Here is a 20,881-nt window from a genome sequence, read left to right as displayed (position 1 = left end):
ATGAACCTCCTTATTTTCCTTCTACCGCACCGATAGTATATTCAGTAACAACTTTTCCATTTACAATATGTTCAGCTATAATTTTTCTAGCTTTTTCTTCTGTCATTTCGACATAAGTTACTTTTTCTTTACCATCTTTATATACTTCAACGATTGGCTCAAGTCTACAAACTCCAATACATCCAGTTTGTGTTACTTCGACATCTGTAAGCCATCTTTTATTAACTTCTTCAACTAAAGCAGCTAGTACCGGTCTAGCACCTGCAGAAATACCACAAGTAGCCATTCCAACAACTATTCTTGTACCTTTTCCGTCTTCTCTTAATCCGACTTTTTGTCTAGCATTTTCTCTTATTTTTGCTAATTCCTCTAAAGATTTCATCTGTATCCTCCTTATTGATTGAGTGTTTCACCCTTTCGAAGCTAATAAATTTACTTATATTTAGCTAATATTTTAGGTACATCTGACTCTACTAATCTTCCGTATACGTCTTCATTTACTGTTAATACTGGAGCTAAACCACAGGCACCAATACATCTTGTAGCTTCAAGAGTAAATTTACCATCACATGAAGTACATCCAACTTTTACGTCTAATTCACGTGACATTCTATCAATTATATTTTGAGACCCTTTAACGTAACACGCTGTACCTAAGCATACTCCAATTACAAATTCACCTTTAGGCTCTAGTGTGAATTGTGAATAAAATGTCACAACTCCATAAATCTCTGCAAGAGGGACATTTAATTTTTCAGAAATCCTTTTTTGAACTTCAAAAGTTAATGCACCAAAAATTTTCTGTCCTTCATGAAGAACTGGCATTAATGGTCCCTGAGTTCCCTTGTACTTTTCAATAATTTGGTCAAGTTTTTCGAAATTCTCTTTGGTCAAGGTGTTTTTGGCCATGATTTACCTCCTAATTCAACTTAAAATTTATTGTTATAACTTTTATTTATAATTAAACCCACTATAAATAAATTTTACTTCCCAACCTTTTTCGTTAATATAATAACACTTATAGACCTAAAATAGTAGCTATTTTTTATGTAGTTATTATTGCAGTTAGTGTAATTAAGTGTGTAACTCTTGAAAACAGCTATATAGAAAATACTGTATACAATACGTTTTATACATATGTTACAAAAACTTAATATTAACGCAAATTTGTTTGTTTATCTTTTTTTTAACTTTCCGAACACGTTGAAATTCCACGAACAAAAGGTATTATTTTAAACAATATTCTGAATATTACGAATAAAGATTCTTTTTATTTATTGTTACCTTAAAAACAAAAATAAAGTTGATTAAAAATAATTCAATTTAAATTTAATCAACTTTTTATTTACTAAATAATAGTATTAAAATATTCATTTATTTTTTTTGCTAAAATTTCAGTTATACCACTTACTTTTCTTAATTCAGATATTTTGGCATTTTTTATATTTTCAATTGACTTAAACTCTTTTAATAATTCCATGCGTTTAATTTTACCAATTCCATCTATCTCTTCAAGAATTGATTGTGTCATTTCTTTACTTCTTAAATTTCTATGATAGTTAATTGCAAATCTATGTACTTCTTCTTGCACTCCATAAATAAATTTGTACAATTCTTTTTTTTCTTTCAAATTATAGTAATTGTTATTATAATATAATTTTTCCGTTTGATGCTTATCATTTTTTACCATACCTATTACGGGTATATTTAATTTCAGCGCACTTAAAATTTCCAAAACTGCATTTACATGACCTTTACCACCATCTATTAATAACAAATCAGGAAAAATTATAAATTTATCTTTATTCAAAGAAAAATTTCTTTCAATATTTTTCCTTTCCTCTATACCTCTCTCAAATCGCCTAAATAAAATTTCTTGCATTGAACCATAGTCATTAGGACCTTCAATTGTTTTAATTTTAAATCTTCTATAGTCAGTTCTCTTTTTCTCAAGTCCTTCATAAACAACCATAGATCCTACCGAATAAACACCATACATATTTGAAATATCATAGGATTCGATTCTAAAAACATTATCCGTATTTAAAATTTCTTTAAGGTCATCATTTATTTTTTTATTATTATTTAATTTAATATTAATACTATCTTCAAATTTATCTAAATACTCTATTGCATTATTTACAACCATATTTATTAGTTTTTTCTTTTCCCCTTTTTGAGGAATAATCACATTAACTTTTGTTTTCGTTTTATTGTTAATCCACTGTGAAAACAACTCACCATCCTCAAGTTTAAAAGGAAGTAAAATTTCTTTTGGAACTAATTGAACACCGGAATAATATTGAAAAACAAATTTTGATAAAATTGTTTCTTTTTTAATTCTATGCGTTTCTTCAATCACAAATTTTTCTCTACCAATTATTTTTCCACCTCTTACAAAAAAACACATTATACAAGTTTTATCTTTAAGGCTATATAAACCAAATACATCTTGATTTATATCGACAGGTGAAACAGCCTTTTGTTTTTCGCTAAGCAGCCTCATAGAATTCATTATATCTCTATACTCAGCAGCTTTTTCAAAATTTAGTTTTTCTGCATAACTTGTCATTTTACTTTTAATAATCTCAAAGAGCAATTCGTACTTTCCACTAAAAATTTCTGATATTTCTCGTATATATTTATCATATTCCTCTTTGTTTGCATTTCCAGTGCATGGACCGATACACTGTTTTATATGAAAATTTAAACAAGGTCTTTCACCCGATTTTTTAAGTTTTTTATTACATTTTCTAATCGGGTAAACTTTATGAATAATTTCCATCATTTGATTCAATGCATAAACATTGGTATAGGGACCAAAATAAAGTGATTTATCTTTTGTAACTCTTCTTGTAACAAAAACTCTTGGATAATCTTCTTTAATCGTTATTTTTACATAAGGGTATTGTTTATCATCTTTTAGTGCAATATTAAATCTTGGTTTATATTTTTTTATTAGCGTTTGCTCTAAAATAAGTGCTTCCATTTCAGTATCAGTAATTATATACTCAAATTCCTCAATATTTACTACCATAGTTTGAACTTTAGGAGCATGTGAATTAAACCCTCTAAAATATGAACTCACTCGATTCTTTAAACATTTTGACTTACCAACATATATAATATTGTTTCTCTTATCTTTCATTAAATAAACGCCTGGCTTATCGGGAAGTTTTTTAAGTTGTTCTTTAATATCAAACATATATTGCTCCTAATGTAAATATTAATATTATCAGTTAATTAAAATAATATTACTTATATGCCATTTTGTTTTAGCACTTTTCTTAAATATTCTCCAGTATAAGAAACTTTATCCGCTGCAATATGTTCTGGTGTTCCACATACTACTACGGTTCCTCCTTTATCTCCACCATCTGGTCCAAGATCAATTACGTAATCGCATGATTTAATCATATCAAGATTATGCTCAATAATTAGTACAGTATTTCCTGTATCCACCAGTCTTTGTAGTACTTCAATTAAATTGTGTACATCTGCCATATGAAGTCCTGTTGTTGGTTCATCAAGTATATAGAGCGTTCGTCCAGTACTTCTTTTGCTTAATTCCGATGCTAATTTTATCCTTTGAGCCTCTCCACCCGAAAGTTGAGTCGACGGTTGACCTAATTTAATATAATCAAGTCCTACATCGTGAAGCGTTTGTAATTTTCTTTTTATTTGTGGAACATTTTCAAAAAAGCTTAAAGCTTCTTCAACCGTCATATTAAGTATATCGTAAATATTTTTACCCTTGTATTTCACTTCTAGTGTTTCTCTATTGTACCTTTTTCCTTTACACACTTCACACTGAACATAAACATCAGGTAAAAAATGCATCTCAATTTTTATAATTCCATCGCCCTTACAAGTTTCGCACCTTCCACCTTTTACATTAAAACTAAATCGACCTTTTTTATAGCCTCTTTTATTTGCTTCTTTTGTTTTTGCAAAAATATCTCTTATATGATCAAATACACCTGTATATGTAGCAGGATTAGACCTTGGAGTCCTTCCTATTGGCGACTGGTCAATATCAATAACTTTATCTATTAAATCAAGTCCTTCAATTCCAGTGTGTTTACCCGGTTTTGCTTTACTTTTATAAAGTTTATTTGCAACAGATTTGTATAGTATTTCATTTACTAATGTGCTTTTACCTGATCCTGAAACACCTGTTACTACTGTAAAAACACCTAATGGAAAATCTACATCTATATTTTTAAGATTATTTTCACTTGCACCTTTTACAGAAATCCACTCATCTCTATGTTTCCTTCTTTTTGGGACTTCAATTACTTTCTTTCCCGACATATATTGACCGGTTAGAGAGTTTTCATTTACTAAAATATCATCAATAGTGCCTTCTGCTATTACATAACCTCCATGTTCACCTGCACCTGGGCCTATATCTATAATATGATCGGCACTAGCAATAGTTTCTTCATCATGTTCGACAACAATAAGAGTATTTCCAATATCAGTCAATTTTCTAAGTGTTACTAATAATTTGTGATTATCCTTTTGGTGAAGACCTATGCTCGGCTCATCAAGAATGTAAAGAACTCCAACAAGACCTGATCCAATTTGTGTCGCTAACCTGATTCTTTGTGACTCTCCTCCAGAAAGAGTTTTAGCAGTTCTTGCTAAATTCAAATAATCTAATCCAACATTTTTAAGAAATTCAAGTCGTCCATTAATTTCCTTTAAAATTTGTTCAGCGATTATATTATTTTTCACGCTCAAGTTGTTTGTTAAATTTTTAAAAAATTCAATAGAATCTCTAACTGAATATTCTGTTATATCAGATATATTTATTCCATCTATTGTAACCGCAAGCACTTCATCTTTTAACTTCTTTCCTCCACATTTATCACATTTAACCACACTCATATACTCTTCGATTTTTTTATGCATATAATCAGAATTTGTTTCATTATATCTTCTTTCTAAATTTGTAATCATACCTTCATATGGAGCTTTATATTTTCTCACTCCACCAAATTTACTCTCATAATTAAATTCAAGTTCCCTTTTGCCCGTTCCATACAATATTTCTTTAATTACTTTTTTGGGCAGCTTATTAAATGGTGTACTAGTATCATAACCATTATCCACCAATACCGTAGTAACTAGTTGAAGGTAATAAGTTCCTTCTCCACTATTTGCAAGGGGTGCGATTGCACCTTCTTTAAGACATAATGTGTAGTCCGGAATAACTAAGTCTTTATCAACTTTAGAATCATAACCAAGTCCTTTACATTTTTCGCACGCACCATACGGAGCATTAAAGGAAAAAATTCTTGGTTCAAGTTCACTTAAACTTATTCCATGTTTTGAACATGCAAATTTAGTATTAAAAGATAAATCTTTATCTTCATTGATAATATTAATTGTTATAAGATTCTCAGTTAATTTTAGAACAGTTTCTATAGAATCAGTAAGTCTTGTTTCAATACCTTCTTTAATTTTAAGTCTATCAACAATTATATCAATAGAGTGTTTAATTTTTTTATCGAGCTTAATCTCTTCACTTATATCTTTAAGTTCACCGTCAATTCTAACTCTTACAAAGCCCTCTTTTCTTATTTTTTCAATTTCATTTTTATGCTCACCTTTTTTACCTATAATTATTGGTGCAATAATTTGAATTTTAGTATCGCTTTTAATTTTCATAATGCTATCTACAATTTGATCTACACTTTGCTGTTCAATAATTTCTCCGCAAATCGGACAATGTGGTAGACCTATCCTCGCATAAAGCAGTCTTAAATAATCATATATTTCTGTTACAGTTCCAACTGTGGAACGTGGATTTCTATTGGTAGTTTTTTGATCAATTGATATAGCAGGAGAAAGACCTTCTATATATTCAACATCCGGTTTTTCCATCTGCCCTAAAAATTGTCTAGCATAAGAAGATAAACTTTCTACATACCTTCTTTGACCTTCAGCGTAAATCGTATCAAAAGCTAATGAAGATTTTCCTGATCCACTTAGCCCAGTTATAACAACAAACTCATCACGAGGTATATCAATATCGATATTTTTAAGATTATGCTCTTTAGCACCTTTAACTCTAATATATTTTTTACTCATTATTTTCTCCTATATCATTGTCTTAAGCTCTTCAATTTTATCTCTTAATTTTGCTGCATTTTCAAATTCCAACTTCTGTGATTCTTCATACATTTGTCCTTCTAATTCTTCTAATAATGATATAATTTCTTCTTTAGACATATCATTTAATATTTCTTTTTCTTCTAAATTAAAATTATAAAGTTCATTGTTTTCAACTGTTTTTGTTGCTTCAATAACATCCCTAACATTTTTAAGTATTGATGTAGGAGTAATGTTATTTACTTTATTGTATTTTTTCTGAATAATTCTTCTTCTTTCAGTTTCATCAATTGCAAATTTCATTGATTTTGTAATCCTATCCGCATATAATATAACTCTTCCATTTACATTTCTAGCAGCTCTACCAATAGTTTGTACTAATGCAGTTTCTGATCTTAAAAATCCTTCTTTATCTGCATCTAAAATTGCAACTAAGGAAACCTCTGGAATATCAAGACCTTCTCTTAATAAATTGATTCCTATCAAAACATCAAACTTCCCAAGTCTTAAATCTCTAATTATCTCCATTCTTTCCATAGTTTTTATATCAGAATGGAGGTACTTAACTTTCATATCCATTTCTTCAAAATATTTTGCTAAATCTTCTGACATTTTTTTTGTCAAAGTTGTTATAAGGACTCTTTCATTTTTCTGTACTCTTAACTGAATTTCATTATATAAATCATCAATTTGACCTTTTATTTTTCTTACTTCAATTGTAGGGTCAATAAGCCCAGTTGGCCTAATTATTTGTTCTACTATAGTCTCACTTTTTTCCTTTTCATATACATTTGGAGTCGCGCTTACAAATACTACTTGATTTATTAAACTTTCAAATTCTGTAAAGTTAAGTGGCCTATTGTCTTTAGCCGATGGAAGTCTGAATCCATAATCTACTAAATTTGTTTTTCTAGATTGATCGCCTCCGTACATTCCTCTTATTTGAGGAATCGATACATGTGATTCGTCTATAACTATTAAAAAATCGTCAGGAAAAAAATCTATTAATGTATAAGGTCTGCTTCCAGGTTTTCTGTTTGCCATAATTCTAGAGTAATTTTCAATACCTTGACAAAAGCCAACCTCCCTAAGCATCTCAATATCATAATTGGTTCTTTGCTCTATTCTTTGAGCTTCAACTAACATCCCTTCATCTTTAAAAGCTTTAATCGTCTCTGCAAGTTCTTTTTCTATTTCAATTATTGATCTTTCAATATTTTCTTTTGTTGTTACATAATGAGAGGCCGGAAAAATCGAAACATGATTTCTATATCCTAATATTTCTCCTGTTATAACATTAATTTCGCATATCTTTTCAATTTCATCTCCAAACATTTCTATTCTAATAGCTTTTTCACTCGACTGAGCGGAAAATATTTCTATTACGTCACCTCTAACTCTGAAAGTACCCCTTTTGAAATTGATATCATTTCTTGAATATTGAATGTCTACTAATTTTTCAATTATTTCATCTCTTGTTTTTTCCATTTCCGGTCGTAAAGACAAGACTAAATTTTTATAATCAATTGGATTACCAAGACCATAGATACATGATACAGAAGCAACTATAATAACATCTTTTCTCTCAAAAAGTGCTGCAGTTGCCGAATGCCTTAACTTATCAATTTCATCATTAATTGATGCGTCTTTTTCAATGTAAAGATCTCTTGCAGCAACATAAGCCTCAGGCTGATAATAGTCATAATAACTTACAAAATACTCAACTGCACTATCTGGAAAAAATTCTTTGAATTCACTACATAACTGAGCGGCAAGCGTTTTGTTATGAGCTATAACTAATGTCGGTTTTTGTGTTTTTTCTATAACGTTCGCAATAGTAAATGTCTTTCCTGATCCTGTTACACCAAGTAAGGTATTAAATTTTTTCCCTGAAATAATGTCTTCACTTAATTTTTCAATTGCTTCAGGTTGATCTCCCGTAGGTTTGTATTCTGATACTATTTTAAATTCATTCATATTACACTCCATTTATCAAACATATGTTCGTTTTTTATTATATTATTTTTTTTATATTTCGTCAAATGGAAAAAAATATGTATAAAATAATACTTCACACCAAAATCAGGTGTAAGGCGTATTATTTTATACATATTTTTTTCTACCTTGTAAAACATACACTTTTATGACGGTATCTTATGCCAGAAACAAGTGCATGGCGTATTATTTTATACATATTTTTTTCTACCTTATAAAACATACACTTTTATGACGGTATCTTATGCCAGAAACAAGTGCATGGCGTATTATTTTATACATATTTTTTTCTACCTTATAAAACATACACTTTTATGACGGTATCTTATGCCAGAAACAAGTGCATGGCGTATTATTTTATACATATTTTTTTCTACCTTATAAAACATACACTTTTATGACGGTATCTTATGCCAGAAACAAGTGCATGGCGTATTATTTTATACATATTTTTTTCTACCTTATAAAACATACACTTTTATGACGGTATCTTATGCCAGAAACAAGTGCATGGCGTATTATTTTATACATATTTTTTTCTACCTTATAAAACATACACTTTTATGACGGTATCTTATGCCAGAAACAAGTGCATGGCGTCTCTTTTTACCTTAATAAATTAAATACAAATTCATAATTTCATACTTTAGATGGCTATTTTTTGACTTTACCTTGTTAATAAAAATGTATATAAAATAATACGACTTACACCTAGTTTTGGTGTGAAGTATTATTTTATATACATTTTATTCTACCTTGCAAAAATAAATATTTCTATAACGTTCCTGAGTTTGACACTTAAAATAAAAAAAATACGTCTAAAGATTGAATTTTAGGCGTTTTTTTATGCTGAAATTTAAAATAATTTGTTGTACGGTGTGCTACAATGTGATATAATAATAATGGGTGATACTTTTATGTTTATAAAATTAACAACAAGTAAAAAATCTAAATTTACAAAAGTTTATTTAGTTGAGGGATATAGAGATAAAACTGGTAAGTCTAAACAAAGAACAATTAAAAAATATGGAAATTTAGAAGAATTAGAAGCTAAAGATCCAAACATATTAGAAAAATTAAAATTTGAAGCTAAAAATATGAAAAAAAACGAAGTAGTTATTACTCATAACCTTTTAAAGGCAAATTCTGAACAAGAAACAGATAAAAATTATGGATATTTTTTCTTAGACAACATCTATAAAAGTCTTGAAATAGCTGAATTTATAAAAAAATATAAATTTGAAAAAAACTTTAAATATGATCTTGATGAAATACTGAGATTACTTACTTTTTCTAGAATACTTAATCCAATGAGTAAAAAAGCTACTGTAGCTCATCAGGATGAATACTTTAAAGAATTTAATGTAGCTTTAAAATCAGTCTACAAATCATTATCAAATCTTTCAGAAATAAAAATAGATTTACAAAATCATTTAAATAAAAAAGTTTCAGAGACTTATGGTCGAGATACATCACTTGTTTTTTATGATGTTACAAATTATTATTTTGAAACGGAAATAGAAGATGATTTAAAGAAAAAGGGACCATCAAAAGAAAAAAAGAGTACGCCAATCGTTCAAATGGGTTTACTTATAGATTCAAATGGTTTACCAATAGCTTATGATTTGTTTCCTGGTAATACTCATGATAGTAGTACACTTATTCCATTCATTAAAAATATGAGAAAACAATATAACTTTGGAAGAGTTATATTAACTGCTGATAAAGGTTTGAATAGTGGTAAAAATCTGGCTTATTTAAAATCTAAGAATGATGGTTACATCGTTTCACAGAAAATAAGAGGTACGTCTAAAGCATTTATGGATGAAGTATTATCAGATGAAGGTTATGCATGTAATCCAAATGGAACCTTTAAAATAAAATCATTTTTTAGAGAAAGAGAAACAAAAGATGAAAATGGAGAAAAAATTATTTTAAAAGAAAAAGTAGTTTGTTTCTGGTCAAAAAATTTTGATGATAGAGAAAAACATAAAAGAGAAAAGTTAGAAGAAAGAATTACCACATATTTAGAGTCGCCATCAAAGTATAAATCATCAAATAGTTATGGTATAAAAAAATATTTAAAGTTACAAAATCTAGATAAAAAAACAGGTGAAATAAAGGATATAGAGCCATATATAGAGTTTGATGAAGAAAAATATAAAAGAGACGTAAGTCTAGATGGTTATTATACAATAGTAACTAGTGAACTTGATCTTAATAATGAAGAAGTTATAAAAAAATATCGTGGACTATGGAAAATAGAAGAAAGTTTCAGAGTGCTAAAAACGGATTTAGAAGGTAGACCGGTTTATGTAAAAAATCAAGACCACATAGAAGGACATTTTTTAGTATGCTTCATAGCACTTCTAATTAGTAGAATATTAGAGATGAAACTAGATAATAAATATTCAATTAGAAGAATACAAGAAACGTTAAAAAATGCAACGTGCAGAAAAATTGGAAATGGATTATATTCACTAAATAAACAAAATGACGTTTTTAGAGATATAGAAAAACTATTTGACGTATCATTAAATTATAGCAAAGTCAGAATTGAACAACTTAGAAATTGGAAAAAAGAATTGTCGTACAACACAAAAAAACAAAATACAAAACCAGATAAATATTGATAAATCAACGTTATAGCTGGTTTTGTATTTTAAAAAGTGTCAAACTCAGGTTATAAAACATACACTTTTATGACGGTATCTTATGCCAGAAACAAGTGCATGGCGTCTCTTTTTACCTTAATAAATTAAATACAAATTCATAATTTCATACTTTAGATGGCTATTTTTTGACTTTACCTTGTTAATAAAAATGTATATAAAATAATACGACTTACACCTAGTTTTGGTGTGAAGTATTATTTTATATACATTTTATTCTACCTTGCAAAAATAAATATTTCTATAACGTTATTTTATTTCTTTTATTCCTTTATATTCAAGTGTTTTATCTATATATTTTAGATAATGAACTCTTAAAACCGCAAATGTTGGTACTCCAAGGAACATTCCTAGTACTCCGAATAAGCCTCCGCCTATTATAATTGCAAGTATTATCCAAAATGGTGTTACACCTACTGAATCACCTAGTATTTTGGGCCCTAATATATATCCATCAAACTGTTGTAATATTAGTATAAATATCGCTGCATATAAGGCAGTTATAGGACTTTGAAATATCACCAAAAGTACTACTGGAACTGCACCAATAAATGGTCCAAAATATGGTATCATATTTGTGATACCTATAATAAGTCCTAAAAGAGTTGCATATGGTGCACCCATTATTAAAAATCCAACAAAAGCTATAGTTCCAATAATTAATGAATCCAATAATTTGCCCATAAAAAAACTTGAAAATATATCCCTCGATTCTCTTCCTAGTTGTATTATTTTTTCAGCAAAATCTTTTTTTAAAAAAGCATAAATTGTTTTTTTAAAAGACAATTTAAATTTTTCTCTATCTTTTAATAAATAAATCGAAATAATAACACCAATTAAAAGTTTAAATATACTAGAAGTAACATTAATAACACTTGTTAAAACTCCTGAAAGAACATTAAAATACTTTTCTAAATTCTTAAGAGTATTATCAATGTTTTTGTAATCAAAATTCTTGAATGCATCAAAAGTCTTAAACTGTGAAACATCAATAGAATTAGTCTTCAAGAAATTTTCAATTGATGAAACATACATAGGAATATTTTCCATTATATCTTTTATACTTTTTACAATACTTGGTAAAACAAATAAAATAACCATAATTAACAAACTAAACAAAATAGTATATACAATTATTAAGCTAATATTTCTCGAAACTTTAAATTTTTTTTCAATTTTACTCATCAACGGATGAGCAATAAAAGCGATTGCAAAAGCCCAAAAGAATGGAACTAATATATTAATAAAAGCATTAATATACCTACTAACATCTCCCATTTGATTTATAATTTTAAACGCTAATATTGAAATCACTACCATAGGTAACAATCTAATATATGGAATATTCATAACTTTTTTCATTAACTTCTCCTAAAATAATTATACAATAATTATTTGATCATTTTATTTTTAATAACTTCTAATGCTTTATCTAATTGGTTGTCACCTTTGTCTGTTTTTTCAATTATAATATCTGGTGTAATACCAATTTTATTAATATTATTTCCATTCGGTGTAAAATATTGTGAAGTAGTAAGTTTAAATCCTGTTTCATCATCAAGCGGATTAACTGTTTGAACTACACCCTTTCCATAAGTTTGTGTTCCAATTATTGTTCCTGAACCAGAGTCTTTTATTGCACCTGTAAGAATTTCTGACGCACTAGCACTTCCCTTATTTACAAGGACTGCTATAGGAACATTGACTTTTCGTGGATCAGATCTGTAATATTCTTTTTTTCCTGCTCTATCTTCAGTATAAACTATTACTTGCTCTCCTAAAAGCATATCAGCAATCTTATCAACTGAATAAAGTGACCCGCCAGGGTTATTTCTTAAATCAATTATTAAACCTTTAATATTTTTATCTGTGAGCTCTTTTAAATGATCTTTAAATTCATCATGCGAAGATGTATCAAATGAAGTAATTCTAATATATCCGATATCATTATCTAATACTTTAGATTTAACGGCTTTAACAGTAATTATTTCTCTAGTTATAACTAAATCAAAAGGATCTTGGCCTTCTCTTGATACCGTAATTGTAACATCAGTATTAGGTTCACCTTTCATAATATCAATAGCTTTTGCATAGTTATCTTTTCCAACAACCACTCCATTTACTTTAATAATTTTGTCCCCTGGAAGTAATCCAGCTTTTTCACCTGGAGTATCTTCAATTGGTGAGATAATTTCAATTAAACCATCATCATTAATAGATACAATTATACCAATTCCTGCATATTTACCAGACGTTTGCTCATTAAAATCTTTAAAAGCTTTTTTATCAAAGTATACCGAATATGGGTCATTTAAAGAAGAAAACATACCTTTAATCATTGCATCTTGAAAAACACTATCATCAACAGGGATATAATAATTTTTATCAATATAAGCCTTTAATTTTTCAATTTTTGAATATCTATTTTTAAGTGATATTAAGTAGTTATAATCATCTTTTGTAAGCACAACTTTATCATCCATTTTTATTTGTACGACATTACTAAAAGTGAATGTTACTATGGCAGACAGTATTATTGAAAGTACTACGATTAGCGCTGCGTTTCTTTTCTTCATCATTTTTATCATTCCTTTTATTTAGTATATTACTATTTTTTTAATGTAGCTACTTATTTAATACGGCACTACCCATTTTAAAGGATTTACATATTTTCCATTTTCTCTAACTTCAAAATGTAAATGAGGACCCGTTGAAGCACCAGTCGTACCGCACTTCGATATCGCCTCTCCTCTTTTTACTTTTTGTCCAACTTTAACTAGTAATTTCGAATTATGTCCATACAAAGTAACATATCCACCACCATGATCAATCATAACTGCTTTTCCATAGCCTCCAAACCATCCAGCATAAATAATTGTACCACTTTGAGCTGCATATATTTTTTCACCATAGGGAATTGCAATATCTATTCCTGTATGAAGCTTTTTCTTATGAGTTATTGGATGAATTCTATAGCCAAAAGGTGAAGTTATTCTCGTATATCCTGGCGTAGGCCACGCCATTTTGCCACCAACATAATTTTTAGCTAATTTTAATTTTTTTATAATATTTGTTACTTCATTTGCATCTTTAAGTAAATTATCTTCTTGTTCCTCTAAAGCCGAATAATCTTTTTTTAATTTAATCTGAGTAGAATTTAATTTTTTCAAGCTTGTGCTAAGTTGAATTTTTTTAGTCTCTCTATCATTAATTAACTCCTGATATTTAATTTTTTCATCAGATAATTTATTCTTTTTTTCAATTATTAAATTTTTTTGTTCTTTCATATATGAAATCATATTTTTATCATGTTCATAAATCTTTTGTATCATATCCATTCTTGTAAGTAAATCAGAAAAACTCTCAGCACCAAGTAATACTTCCATATAGCCTACTGAACCTGATTTATACATAATTCTAAGTCTATCATTTACAAGAGTTTTTTTATCTTCTAACTTTACAGTGGCATCTTTAAGAATATTTTCTGTATCTGCGATACCAACAGTTAATTTTTCAACATTATTATTTATTAAATTAAGTTCACCTTCAAGGTTTTTTACATTATCTTCTATACCATTAATTTTATTAAGTATTTCATTCTTGTTTTTTTTAAGTTTCGTCTTAGATTTTTCAATTTCCTTAAGCTTGTTATTAATATTTTTAAGCTCACTTTGTTTAAGTTCAATATCACTATCTGCATTTGCAAATACAAAACTTGAATACATAAAAACCATAGAAAGCATCAAAATCACTAGTATAAATTGTCTACTTTTTTTCATATGAGCCTCCTAAACTTCTAAGTATTTTTTCATAGACCATATGCTTCCAAGTGCTCCAATACCCGCACCAATAATTACAAAAATAATCAATAAATTTTTAATAACGATATCGACATTAACAATATATGCTGCAATCAAAACGTAAAAATGACTAGTAAATAAAACAAAAGTATATTTGTAAATAAAATATATTATACCAGTTGAAACAAGAGCACCCATAATACCTAAAAATGTTCCTTCAAGTAAAAATGGCCACTTAACAAACCAACTAGTAGCACCTACGTATTTCATAATACTAATTTCTGTTTTTCTCGAATTAAGAGCTAACTTGATCGTATTATTAATAATAAACGTGGAAATTGCAATAAGTATAAATATTAATCCCACTCCAACATTTCTAACAAACTTTGCAATACTCATCATTTTTACAATAATATCTTGATAATATTTTACCTCTTCTACTCCATTCATTTTTTTTATTTTATTTACAACATAATTTGCATATCCAATATCTTTTAAAGTTATTATGTAGGAATTTGGAAGAGGATTCGATTCAAGACCGTCTAATAAATATCCGTTATCTCCCCATTCGACTTTATATTTTTCTAAAGCTTGTTCTTTTGTTTCAAACGTTATATCTTTTACCCCTTCAAGTTTATAAATTTCATCACCAATTGTATTAACGTCATCTAAGGTTAAATTATCTGATAAATATATATTTATTGTGTCAAATTGATCTTTAACACCATCAGCTAAACTATTGATATTAATTATAAGAATATATATAATTCCAAGAATTAATAGAGTTGCAGCTACTGAAGATAATGATGCCATACTCATAGCACGATTTCTCCATAAATTTTTAATACTCTCCCTAAAGGTATAACTTACAGTCCTAACCTTCATAACCGTAGCCTCCCTTTTCTTCGTCCCTTAAAATCCTTCCTTTTTTAAGTTCAACAACTCTTTGCTTCATAATATCAACAATTTCTTTATCATGAGTCGCCATTATAACCGTCGTTCCTCTTCTATTAATAGATTTAAGCAATTTCATAATTTCCCATGAATTTTCAGGATCTAAATTTCCAGTAGGTTCATCAGCAATAAGTATGGGAGGATTATTTACAATCGCTCTCGCAATCGAAACTCTTTGCTGTTCTCCTCCGGAAAGCTGACTAGGATAACTTTTCTGTTTATCACTAAGACCAACTATACTAAGAATCATAGGCACTTGACTTCTAATATCTCTATGACTAGCTTCAATTATCTCCATAGCAAAAGCAACATTCTCATACACTGTTTTATTAGGAAGAAGTCTAAAATCTTGAAAAACTACTCCCATTTTTCTTCTAAGAAAAGGTATCCTACGATTATGTATATGAGTTACATCCTTTTTATCAACAATAATTTTTCCAGAAGTAACATTTTCTTCTTTTAATAAAAGTTTAACCAAGGTTGATTTACCAGCACCACTAGGACCAACAAAAAAAACAAAATCGCCCTTTTTTATATTTAAACTCACACCCTGAAGAGCATAAGTTCCATTCTTATATTTTTTAGAAACTCTCTCAAGTTTTATCATTAAATCACTCCTACATAAAAATAACACTACCATTTACATTATAATACAAAACAAAGAAATTGTAAGCCATTTGAAGTTACAAATATATTAAGTTTCGCGATAAAAAAAAGCCGTGCAATAAAAAACATAAAAGAATAAAACTGTAAGCATTTAACAGTTTTATTCTTTTATGTTTTTTATTATAGGGCAAAGTGCCCGTGACTTAGCTAATCGAAGATTAGATAGGTCGCACGGCTTTTAAACCCTTACAACCACACACACTTTAACAATAAAACAATAAAACTGTAAGCATTTAACAGTTTTATTGTTTTATGTTTTTTATTATAGGGCAAAATGCCCGTAACTTAGCTAATCGAAGATTAGATAGGTCGCACGGCTTTTAAACCCTTACAACCACATACTTTTATCAATATAGTAAATAAAAATGCAAGAATTTAGCATTTTTATTGCTTTATGTTTTTTATTATAGGGCAAAGTGCCCGTGACTTAGCTAATCGAAGATTAGATAGGTCGCACGGCTTTTAAACCCTTACAACCACACACACTTTAACAATAAAACAATAAAACTGTAAGCATTTAACAGTTTTATTCTTTTATGTTTTTTATTATAGGGCAAAGTGCCCGTGACTTAGCTAATCGAAGATTAGATAGGTCGCACGGCTTTTAAACCCTTACAACCACACACACTTTAACAATAAAGCAATAAAACTGTAAGCATTTAACAGTTTTATTCTTTTATGTTTTTTATTATAGGGCAAAATGCCCGTGACTTAGCTAATCGAAGATTAGATAGGTCGCACGGCTTTTAAACCCTTACAAGCACATACTTTTATCAATATAGTAAATAAAAATGCAAGAATTTAGCATTTTTATTGCTTTATGTTTTTTATTATAGGGCAAAATGCCCGTGACTTAGCTAATCGAAGATTAGATAGGTCGCACGGCTCCCAAACCCCTTACAAGCACATACTCTTATCAATATAATAGAGATAAGTTATTTACTATTTCCCAATGGTTCTGGTTTAGAAAAATAATACCCTTGAATAACATAACAACCTAATTCAACTAGATAATCACATTGTTCTTTTGTCTCCACACCTTCTGCTACTAAATCTAAATTATACTCTTTACTTAAATTAATAATAGTTTTTAGTAGTGCATTATTTTTGTTACTATCCGTTATTTGATCAATAAAAGATTTATCAATTTTAATCTCATCAATATCAAATTTATTTAAATAATTAAGAGATGAATATCCTGTACCAAAATCATCTAGCGATATACTAAAGCCTAATTCTCTTAAATCTCGAATTCTATCAATAATTATATCGTTACTTTTTAATAGTGAAACTTCTGTTATTTCTAAAATTATATATTTGGGATCTATATCAAATTCCTTAGATACAGTCGTTATAAATGTTATAAATTTATCAGAGCTTAAGTGAAGAGGCGAAATATTAATCGATAAAGTAATTTTTTTATTAGTTTTTTTACATAATTCAGCATAGTCACTAAAAGCTTTTCTTATAATTATTTCACCAAAAGCTACCGCCATATTAATTTTTTCTATTATTGGTATAAACTCATTTGGACCAATAATACCAAAAGATTTTGAATTCCATCTTGCAAGAGCTTCAACACCTTTTATTAAACCTGTTTTAGCATTTATTTTATTTTGATAATATAGTTCAAATTCATTTAATGAAACAGCAATTTTTAATTCTTCTTTAAGGGTTTCCTCATACCGTACAATATCATCTAAAGTTTGACCGTAAGCAACAAAATACGGAACATCATGTGATTTAGCATAAGTCAAAGCTAGCATAGCTTTGTTATAGCATTCTTCAATATCATCATTTGTTTTACACTTTGAATAACTTATATAGAATTCAACTTTTTTTTGCATATTCGAAACATTAAATTGTTTATAAAATTCTTCTTTCAAATATCTCAATCTTTTTAACAAATCATATTTATTAACATTTTCAACACATATTACAAAGTCATTTCCACTTACACGAGAAATAAATTCAGAAGTATCCTTCATTTGAATCAATAAATTCGCGACTTCTATTAACACTTTATCCCCCATAGCATTTCCATAAATTGAATTAATCAAATTTAAATTCTTTAAACTTATGCTAACGATATATCCTCCTTCGAGTGAAGTGTTAATACATTCATTAAGATGTTTCTTTAGCATCGCTAAATTAGCTAAACCAGTCAACGAATCAAAATAAGCTAACTTATACGTCAATTCAACTTTATCTTCTAATTCTATAATATTCTCTAATAAATAATTTCGAATATTAAAAATCAAAATATGTATAACAATAATAAAAAAAACAAATGTTATAAACTGTACAATCCACTTTGCGTTACCCATAGGATTTGTTGTCCCAAACAATTCATTAAATGAAATAAACCATAGACTTAAAAATACTCCAATCAAAACTGAGGACAAAATAAGACTCTTCTTTTTTGACAATAATAAAACTGCAACACTTTCACTAAGCATAAATAATGTTATAGCAGAACTAGTAAACGCTCCATCTAAAAATGAAAATATACCAATTAAAATAGGCATTAAAACAGTCATCATTATTTTTGTTTCCATAGATAAATTTTTTCGCCTAATTAACATATATACAAACCCTAAACCTAATATTATATCAAGATAGACAAAGTATTTAGGAATCTTACTAAAATAAATAACTAGTGCCGAAATCCAAGAAGCAATTATAGCAAAAGGAATTATTTTATCAAAGCTTTTTTCTGCTCTATTTAGTATCATATTATTATAATTTTTTCTAATCATATGAACCTCCAGCAAATATCAGATTTAATTACACTCCTAGCATATTTTATTTTTTACCCTTATTTTATGTAAAAAAACATTTATAACTATTTATAAAATACCCTTAACTTCATAATCCATATTCAAATTTTACTCTTATATATATCAATATTGTTATTTTTTTTACCATTTCTCGAACCATGTGTATATCCAATCACTTCAAATTCTTTTGAAAGTAATTTAGCAAAGTCTTCATAATATTCACATCTTCCCCTTATACAAGTTGATAAATGAACTACATCTACCTTAGCTTTTTTAAATTTTTCTATTTTTTTAGTTAAATTTTCTATTGGCAATTCATCGCAGCCTGGGCAGTTATTAAAGGATACCAACTGAATTTTCTCACCACCGTACCTTTCAAATGACTCACTTTTATTGTTAAAAGCTCTTAAACATCCATTTGCAGTGCATTTTTTAGAAACTTCTCCACATACATATATAGCAATATTCTTCATAGTATTTTCCTTTTTAGTATTTTTAACAGTATCATTATAACAGAATTTCATTTATAATAATGTAAATAGCAACTTAAAAAGGTGGTAATTATGAAAAAAACTCTTAGAAAATCTATGATACAAAATAGAATGAACTTATCTAAAAATGAAGTTAATGAAAAAAGCGATAAAATTTTTCTAAAATTAAAAGAAAATCCTACTGTAAATAAGGCAACAAATATATTACTTTATATGGATTTTAGAAATGAAGTAAAAACTGATAAAATCATAAATTATTTGCTAGAAAATCATAAAAATGTATTTATTCCAAAAGTAAATAAAGCCTCTAATGAGCTTGATATATATGAAATTAAAGGAAATGATGATTTAATTCTTTCAAATTATGGGATAAAGGAACCAAACTCTGATTTATTAAAAGTAGTAAATCCAAAAGAAATTGATTTGATTTTGTCGCCAGGAGTAGCTTTTACAAAAGAGTGTTATAGAATTGGGTATGGTGGAGGTTTTTATGATAAACTTCTTACAAAAACAAATGAAAATATAATAACCATTGCCTTAGCATTTGAAATGCAAATAGTAGATTCACTTCCGATAGAAAGCCATGATAAACAACTAGATTTTGTACAAACCGAAGAAAAATTATATAAAAAGTAAGAAAAAGCATATCTATGATTGTATTTAATTATCATAGATATGCTTTAATTTATTTATTAGACTTCATTAGTTTAAGTATACCCTCTAAAATTGCACTAGGAGAAGGAGGACATCCCGGTATAAACATATCTACTGGAATAATATCGCTAATATTTTCATTAACAGCATAACCTTTTTTATAAATTCCGCCATCAACACCACACGCACCAAGCACTATTATTATTTTAGGTTCAGCAGTAGCTTCATATGCTTTTAAAACAGCTTCTTTCATATTTATTGAAAGAGCACCACTTATAATTAAACCATCTGCATGCCTTGGAGACGCCACCATATGAACACCGTACCTTGATAAATCATAATAGGTATTATTAAGAGCCGAAAGCTCTAAAAAGCACCCATTGCAAGAGCCAACATCAACTGCCCTTAAAGAAAGTGAACGGTTAAATTTTTTATATACAAGTTCTCTTACTTCATTTCCAAGCTCTTCAAAATACGATAATTTATAATCATTAGTCATTTTTAGAGAACTTTTAGGACATGAGTTAATACAATCCTTACAAAACAAACATTTACTATGATCTATCTCAACTTTATTGATATTAATTTTTAATGCACCGCTAATACATTCTTTTTCACAAATTCCGCACAAATTACAAGTTGAAGTATCCACTATAATTTTGCCATAACTATTACTATTACTTTCAAGTGGATTTTTAATAGTTTCTTTACCATTTTTTATTCTATCAAAGATAAATTTCATTTTTTCA

Annotated in this window: 15 protein-coding genes; 2 read left to right on the top strand and 13 right to left on the bottom strand. The window is 28.1% G+C overall.

The window, feature by feature from the left end; translation table 11 throughout:
* Positions 1–10: 10 nt before the first annotated feature.
* From AACH12_RS03975 to uvrB, 5 genes are all read right to left on the bottom strand, one after another.
* The gene (locus AACH12_RS03975; RefSeq protein ID WP_338536783.1) at positions 11–382 is read right to left on the bottom strand and encodes a (2Fe-2S) ferredoxin domain-containing protein; all 372 of its coding nucleotides are present in this window, start codon (positions 380–382) and stop codon (positions 11–13) included.
* A gap of 50 nt (positions 383–432) precedes the next feature.
* On the bottom strand, positions 433–909 hold the full coding sequence (locus AACH12_RS03970; RefSeq protein WP_338536782.1) for an NADH-quinone oxidoreductase subunit NuoE family protein: 477 nt from the start codon (positions 907–909) through the stop codon (positions 433–435).
* Between the two features lie 439 nt (positions 910–1,348).
* Positions 1,349–3,205 (bottom strand): excinuclease ABC subunit UvrC, encoded by a 1,857-nt coding sequence (uvrC, locus tag AACH12_RS03965; RefSeq protein WP_338536781.1) that lies wholly within the window; start codon positions 3,203–3,205, stop codon positions 1,349–1,351.
* Between the two features lie 53 nt (positions 3,206–3,258).
* Positions 3,259–6,099 carry an excinuclease ABC subunit UvrA gene (gene uvrA, locus AACH12_RS03960; RefSeq protein ID WP_338536780.1) on the bottom strand — a complete coding sequence of 947 codons (2,841 nt, stop codon included), beginning with the start codon at positions 6,097–6,099 and terminating at the stop codon, positions 3,259–3,261.
* 9 nt (positions 6,100–6,108) lie between these two features.
* The gene (uvrB, locus tag AACH12_RS03955) at positions 6,109–8,097 is read right to left on the bottom strand and encodes an excinuclease ABC subunit UvrB (protein ID WP_338536779.1); all 1,989 of its coding nucleotides are present in this window, start codon (positions 8,095–8,097) and stop codon (positions 6,109–6,111) included.
* A 935-nt stretch (positions 8,098–9,032) separates the two neighbouring features.
* Between uvrB and AACH12_RS03950 the strand changes: the two genes are divergently transcribed.
* Positions 9,033–10,748 carry an IS1634 family transposase gene (locus AACH12_RS03950; protein WP_338535872.1) on the top strand — a complete coding sequence of 572 codons (1,716 nt, stop codon included), beginning with the start codon at positions 9,033–9,035 and terminating at the stop codon, positions 10,746–10,748.
* A 288-nt stretch (positions 10,749–11,036) separates the two neighbouring features.
* Here AACH12_RS03950 and AACH12_RS03945 read toward each other — a convergent pair whose 3' ends face one another.
* From AACH12_RS03945 to AACH12_RS03915, 7 genes are all read right to left on the bottom strand, one after another.
* Positions 11,037–12,149, bottom strand: coding sequence for an AI-2E family transporter (locus AACH12_RS03945; RefSeq protein ID WP_338536778.1), 1,113 nt, complete (start codon positions 12,147–12,149; stop codon positions 11,037–11,039).
* A 29-nt stretch (positions 12,150–12,178) separates the two neighbouring features.
* Positions 12,179–13,366, bottom strand: a complete 1,188-nt coding sequence (locus AACH12_RS03940) for a S41 family peptidase (RefSeq protein WP_338536777.1) — start codon at positions 13,364–13,366, stop codon at positions 12,179–12,181.
* A 54-nt stretch (positions 13,367–13,420) separates the two neighbouring features.
* On the bottom strand, positions 13,421–14,566 hold the full coding sequence (locus AACH12_RS03935; RefSeq protein ID WP_338536776.1) for a murein hydrolase activator EnvC family protein: 1,146 nt from the start codon (positions 14,564–14,566) through the stop codon (positions 13,421–13,423).
* Between the two features lie 9 nt (positions 14,567–14,575).
* Positions 14,576–15,472, bottom strand: coding sequence for a permease-like cell division protein FtsX (gene ftsX, locus AACH12_RS03930; protein WP_338536775.1), 897 nt, complete (start codon positions 15,470–15,472; stop codon positions 14,576–14,578).
* Positions 15,462–16,148, bottom strand: coding sequence for a cell division ATP-binding protein FtsE (gene ftsE / locus AACH12_RS03925; RefSeq protein WP_338536774.1), 687 nt, complete (start codon positions 16,146–16,148; stop codon positions 15,462–15,464). Before ftsE ends, ftsX begins: the two co-directional genes overlap by 11 nt.
* A gap of 994 nt (positions 16,149–17,142) precedes the next feature.
* A complete protein-coding gene (locus AACH12_RS03920; protein ID WP_338536773.1) occupies positions 17,143–18,966 on the bottom strand; it encodes a putative bifunctional diguanylate cyclase/phosphodiesterase in 1,824 nt (607 codons plus the stop codon).
* Positions 18,967–19,088: 122 nt separating this feature from the next.
* Positions 19,089–19,460: a CGGC domain-containing protein gene (locus tag AACH12_RS03915; protein ID WP_338536772.1), complete on the bottom strand. Its 372-nt coding sequence runs from the start codon at positions 19,458–19,460 to the stop codon at positions 19,089–19,091.
* Between the two features lie 90 nt (positions 19,461–19,550).
* On the opposite strand from AACH12_RS03915, the gene AACH12_RS03910 reads away from it, so the two are divergent.
* Positions 19,551–20,114, top strand: coding sequence for a 5-formyltetrahydrofolate cyclo-ligase (locus AACH12_RS03910; RefSeq protein ID WP_338536771.1), 564 nt, complete (start codon positions 19,551–19,553; stop codon positions 20,112–20,114).
* Between the two features lie 49 nt (positions 20,115–20,163).
* On the opposite strand, the gene nuoB is transcribed toward AACH12_RS03910, so the two are convergent.
* Positions 20,164–20,874: an NADH-quinone oxidoreductase subunit NuoB gene (gene nuoB, locus AACH12_RS03905; protein WP_338536770.1), complete on the bottom strand. Its 711-nt coding sequence runs from the start codon at positions 20,872–20,874 to the stop codon at positions 20,164–20,166.
* Between the last annotated feature and the right edge of the window lie 7 nt (positions 20,875–20,881).

It is taken from the genome of Helicovermis profundi (genome assembly GCF_033097505.1).
Taxonomy (GTDB): Bacteria; Bacillota; Clostridia; order Peptostreptococcales; family Acidaminobacteraceae; genus Helicovermis; species Helicovermis profundi.
The sequence above is the reverse complement of the archived record's forward strand: the minus strand, read 5'-3'. Positions and strand labels throughout refer to the sequence as shown.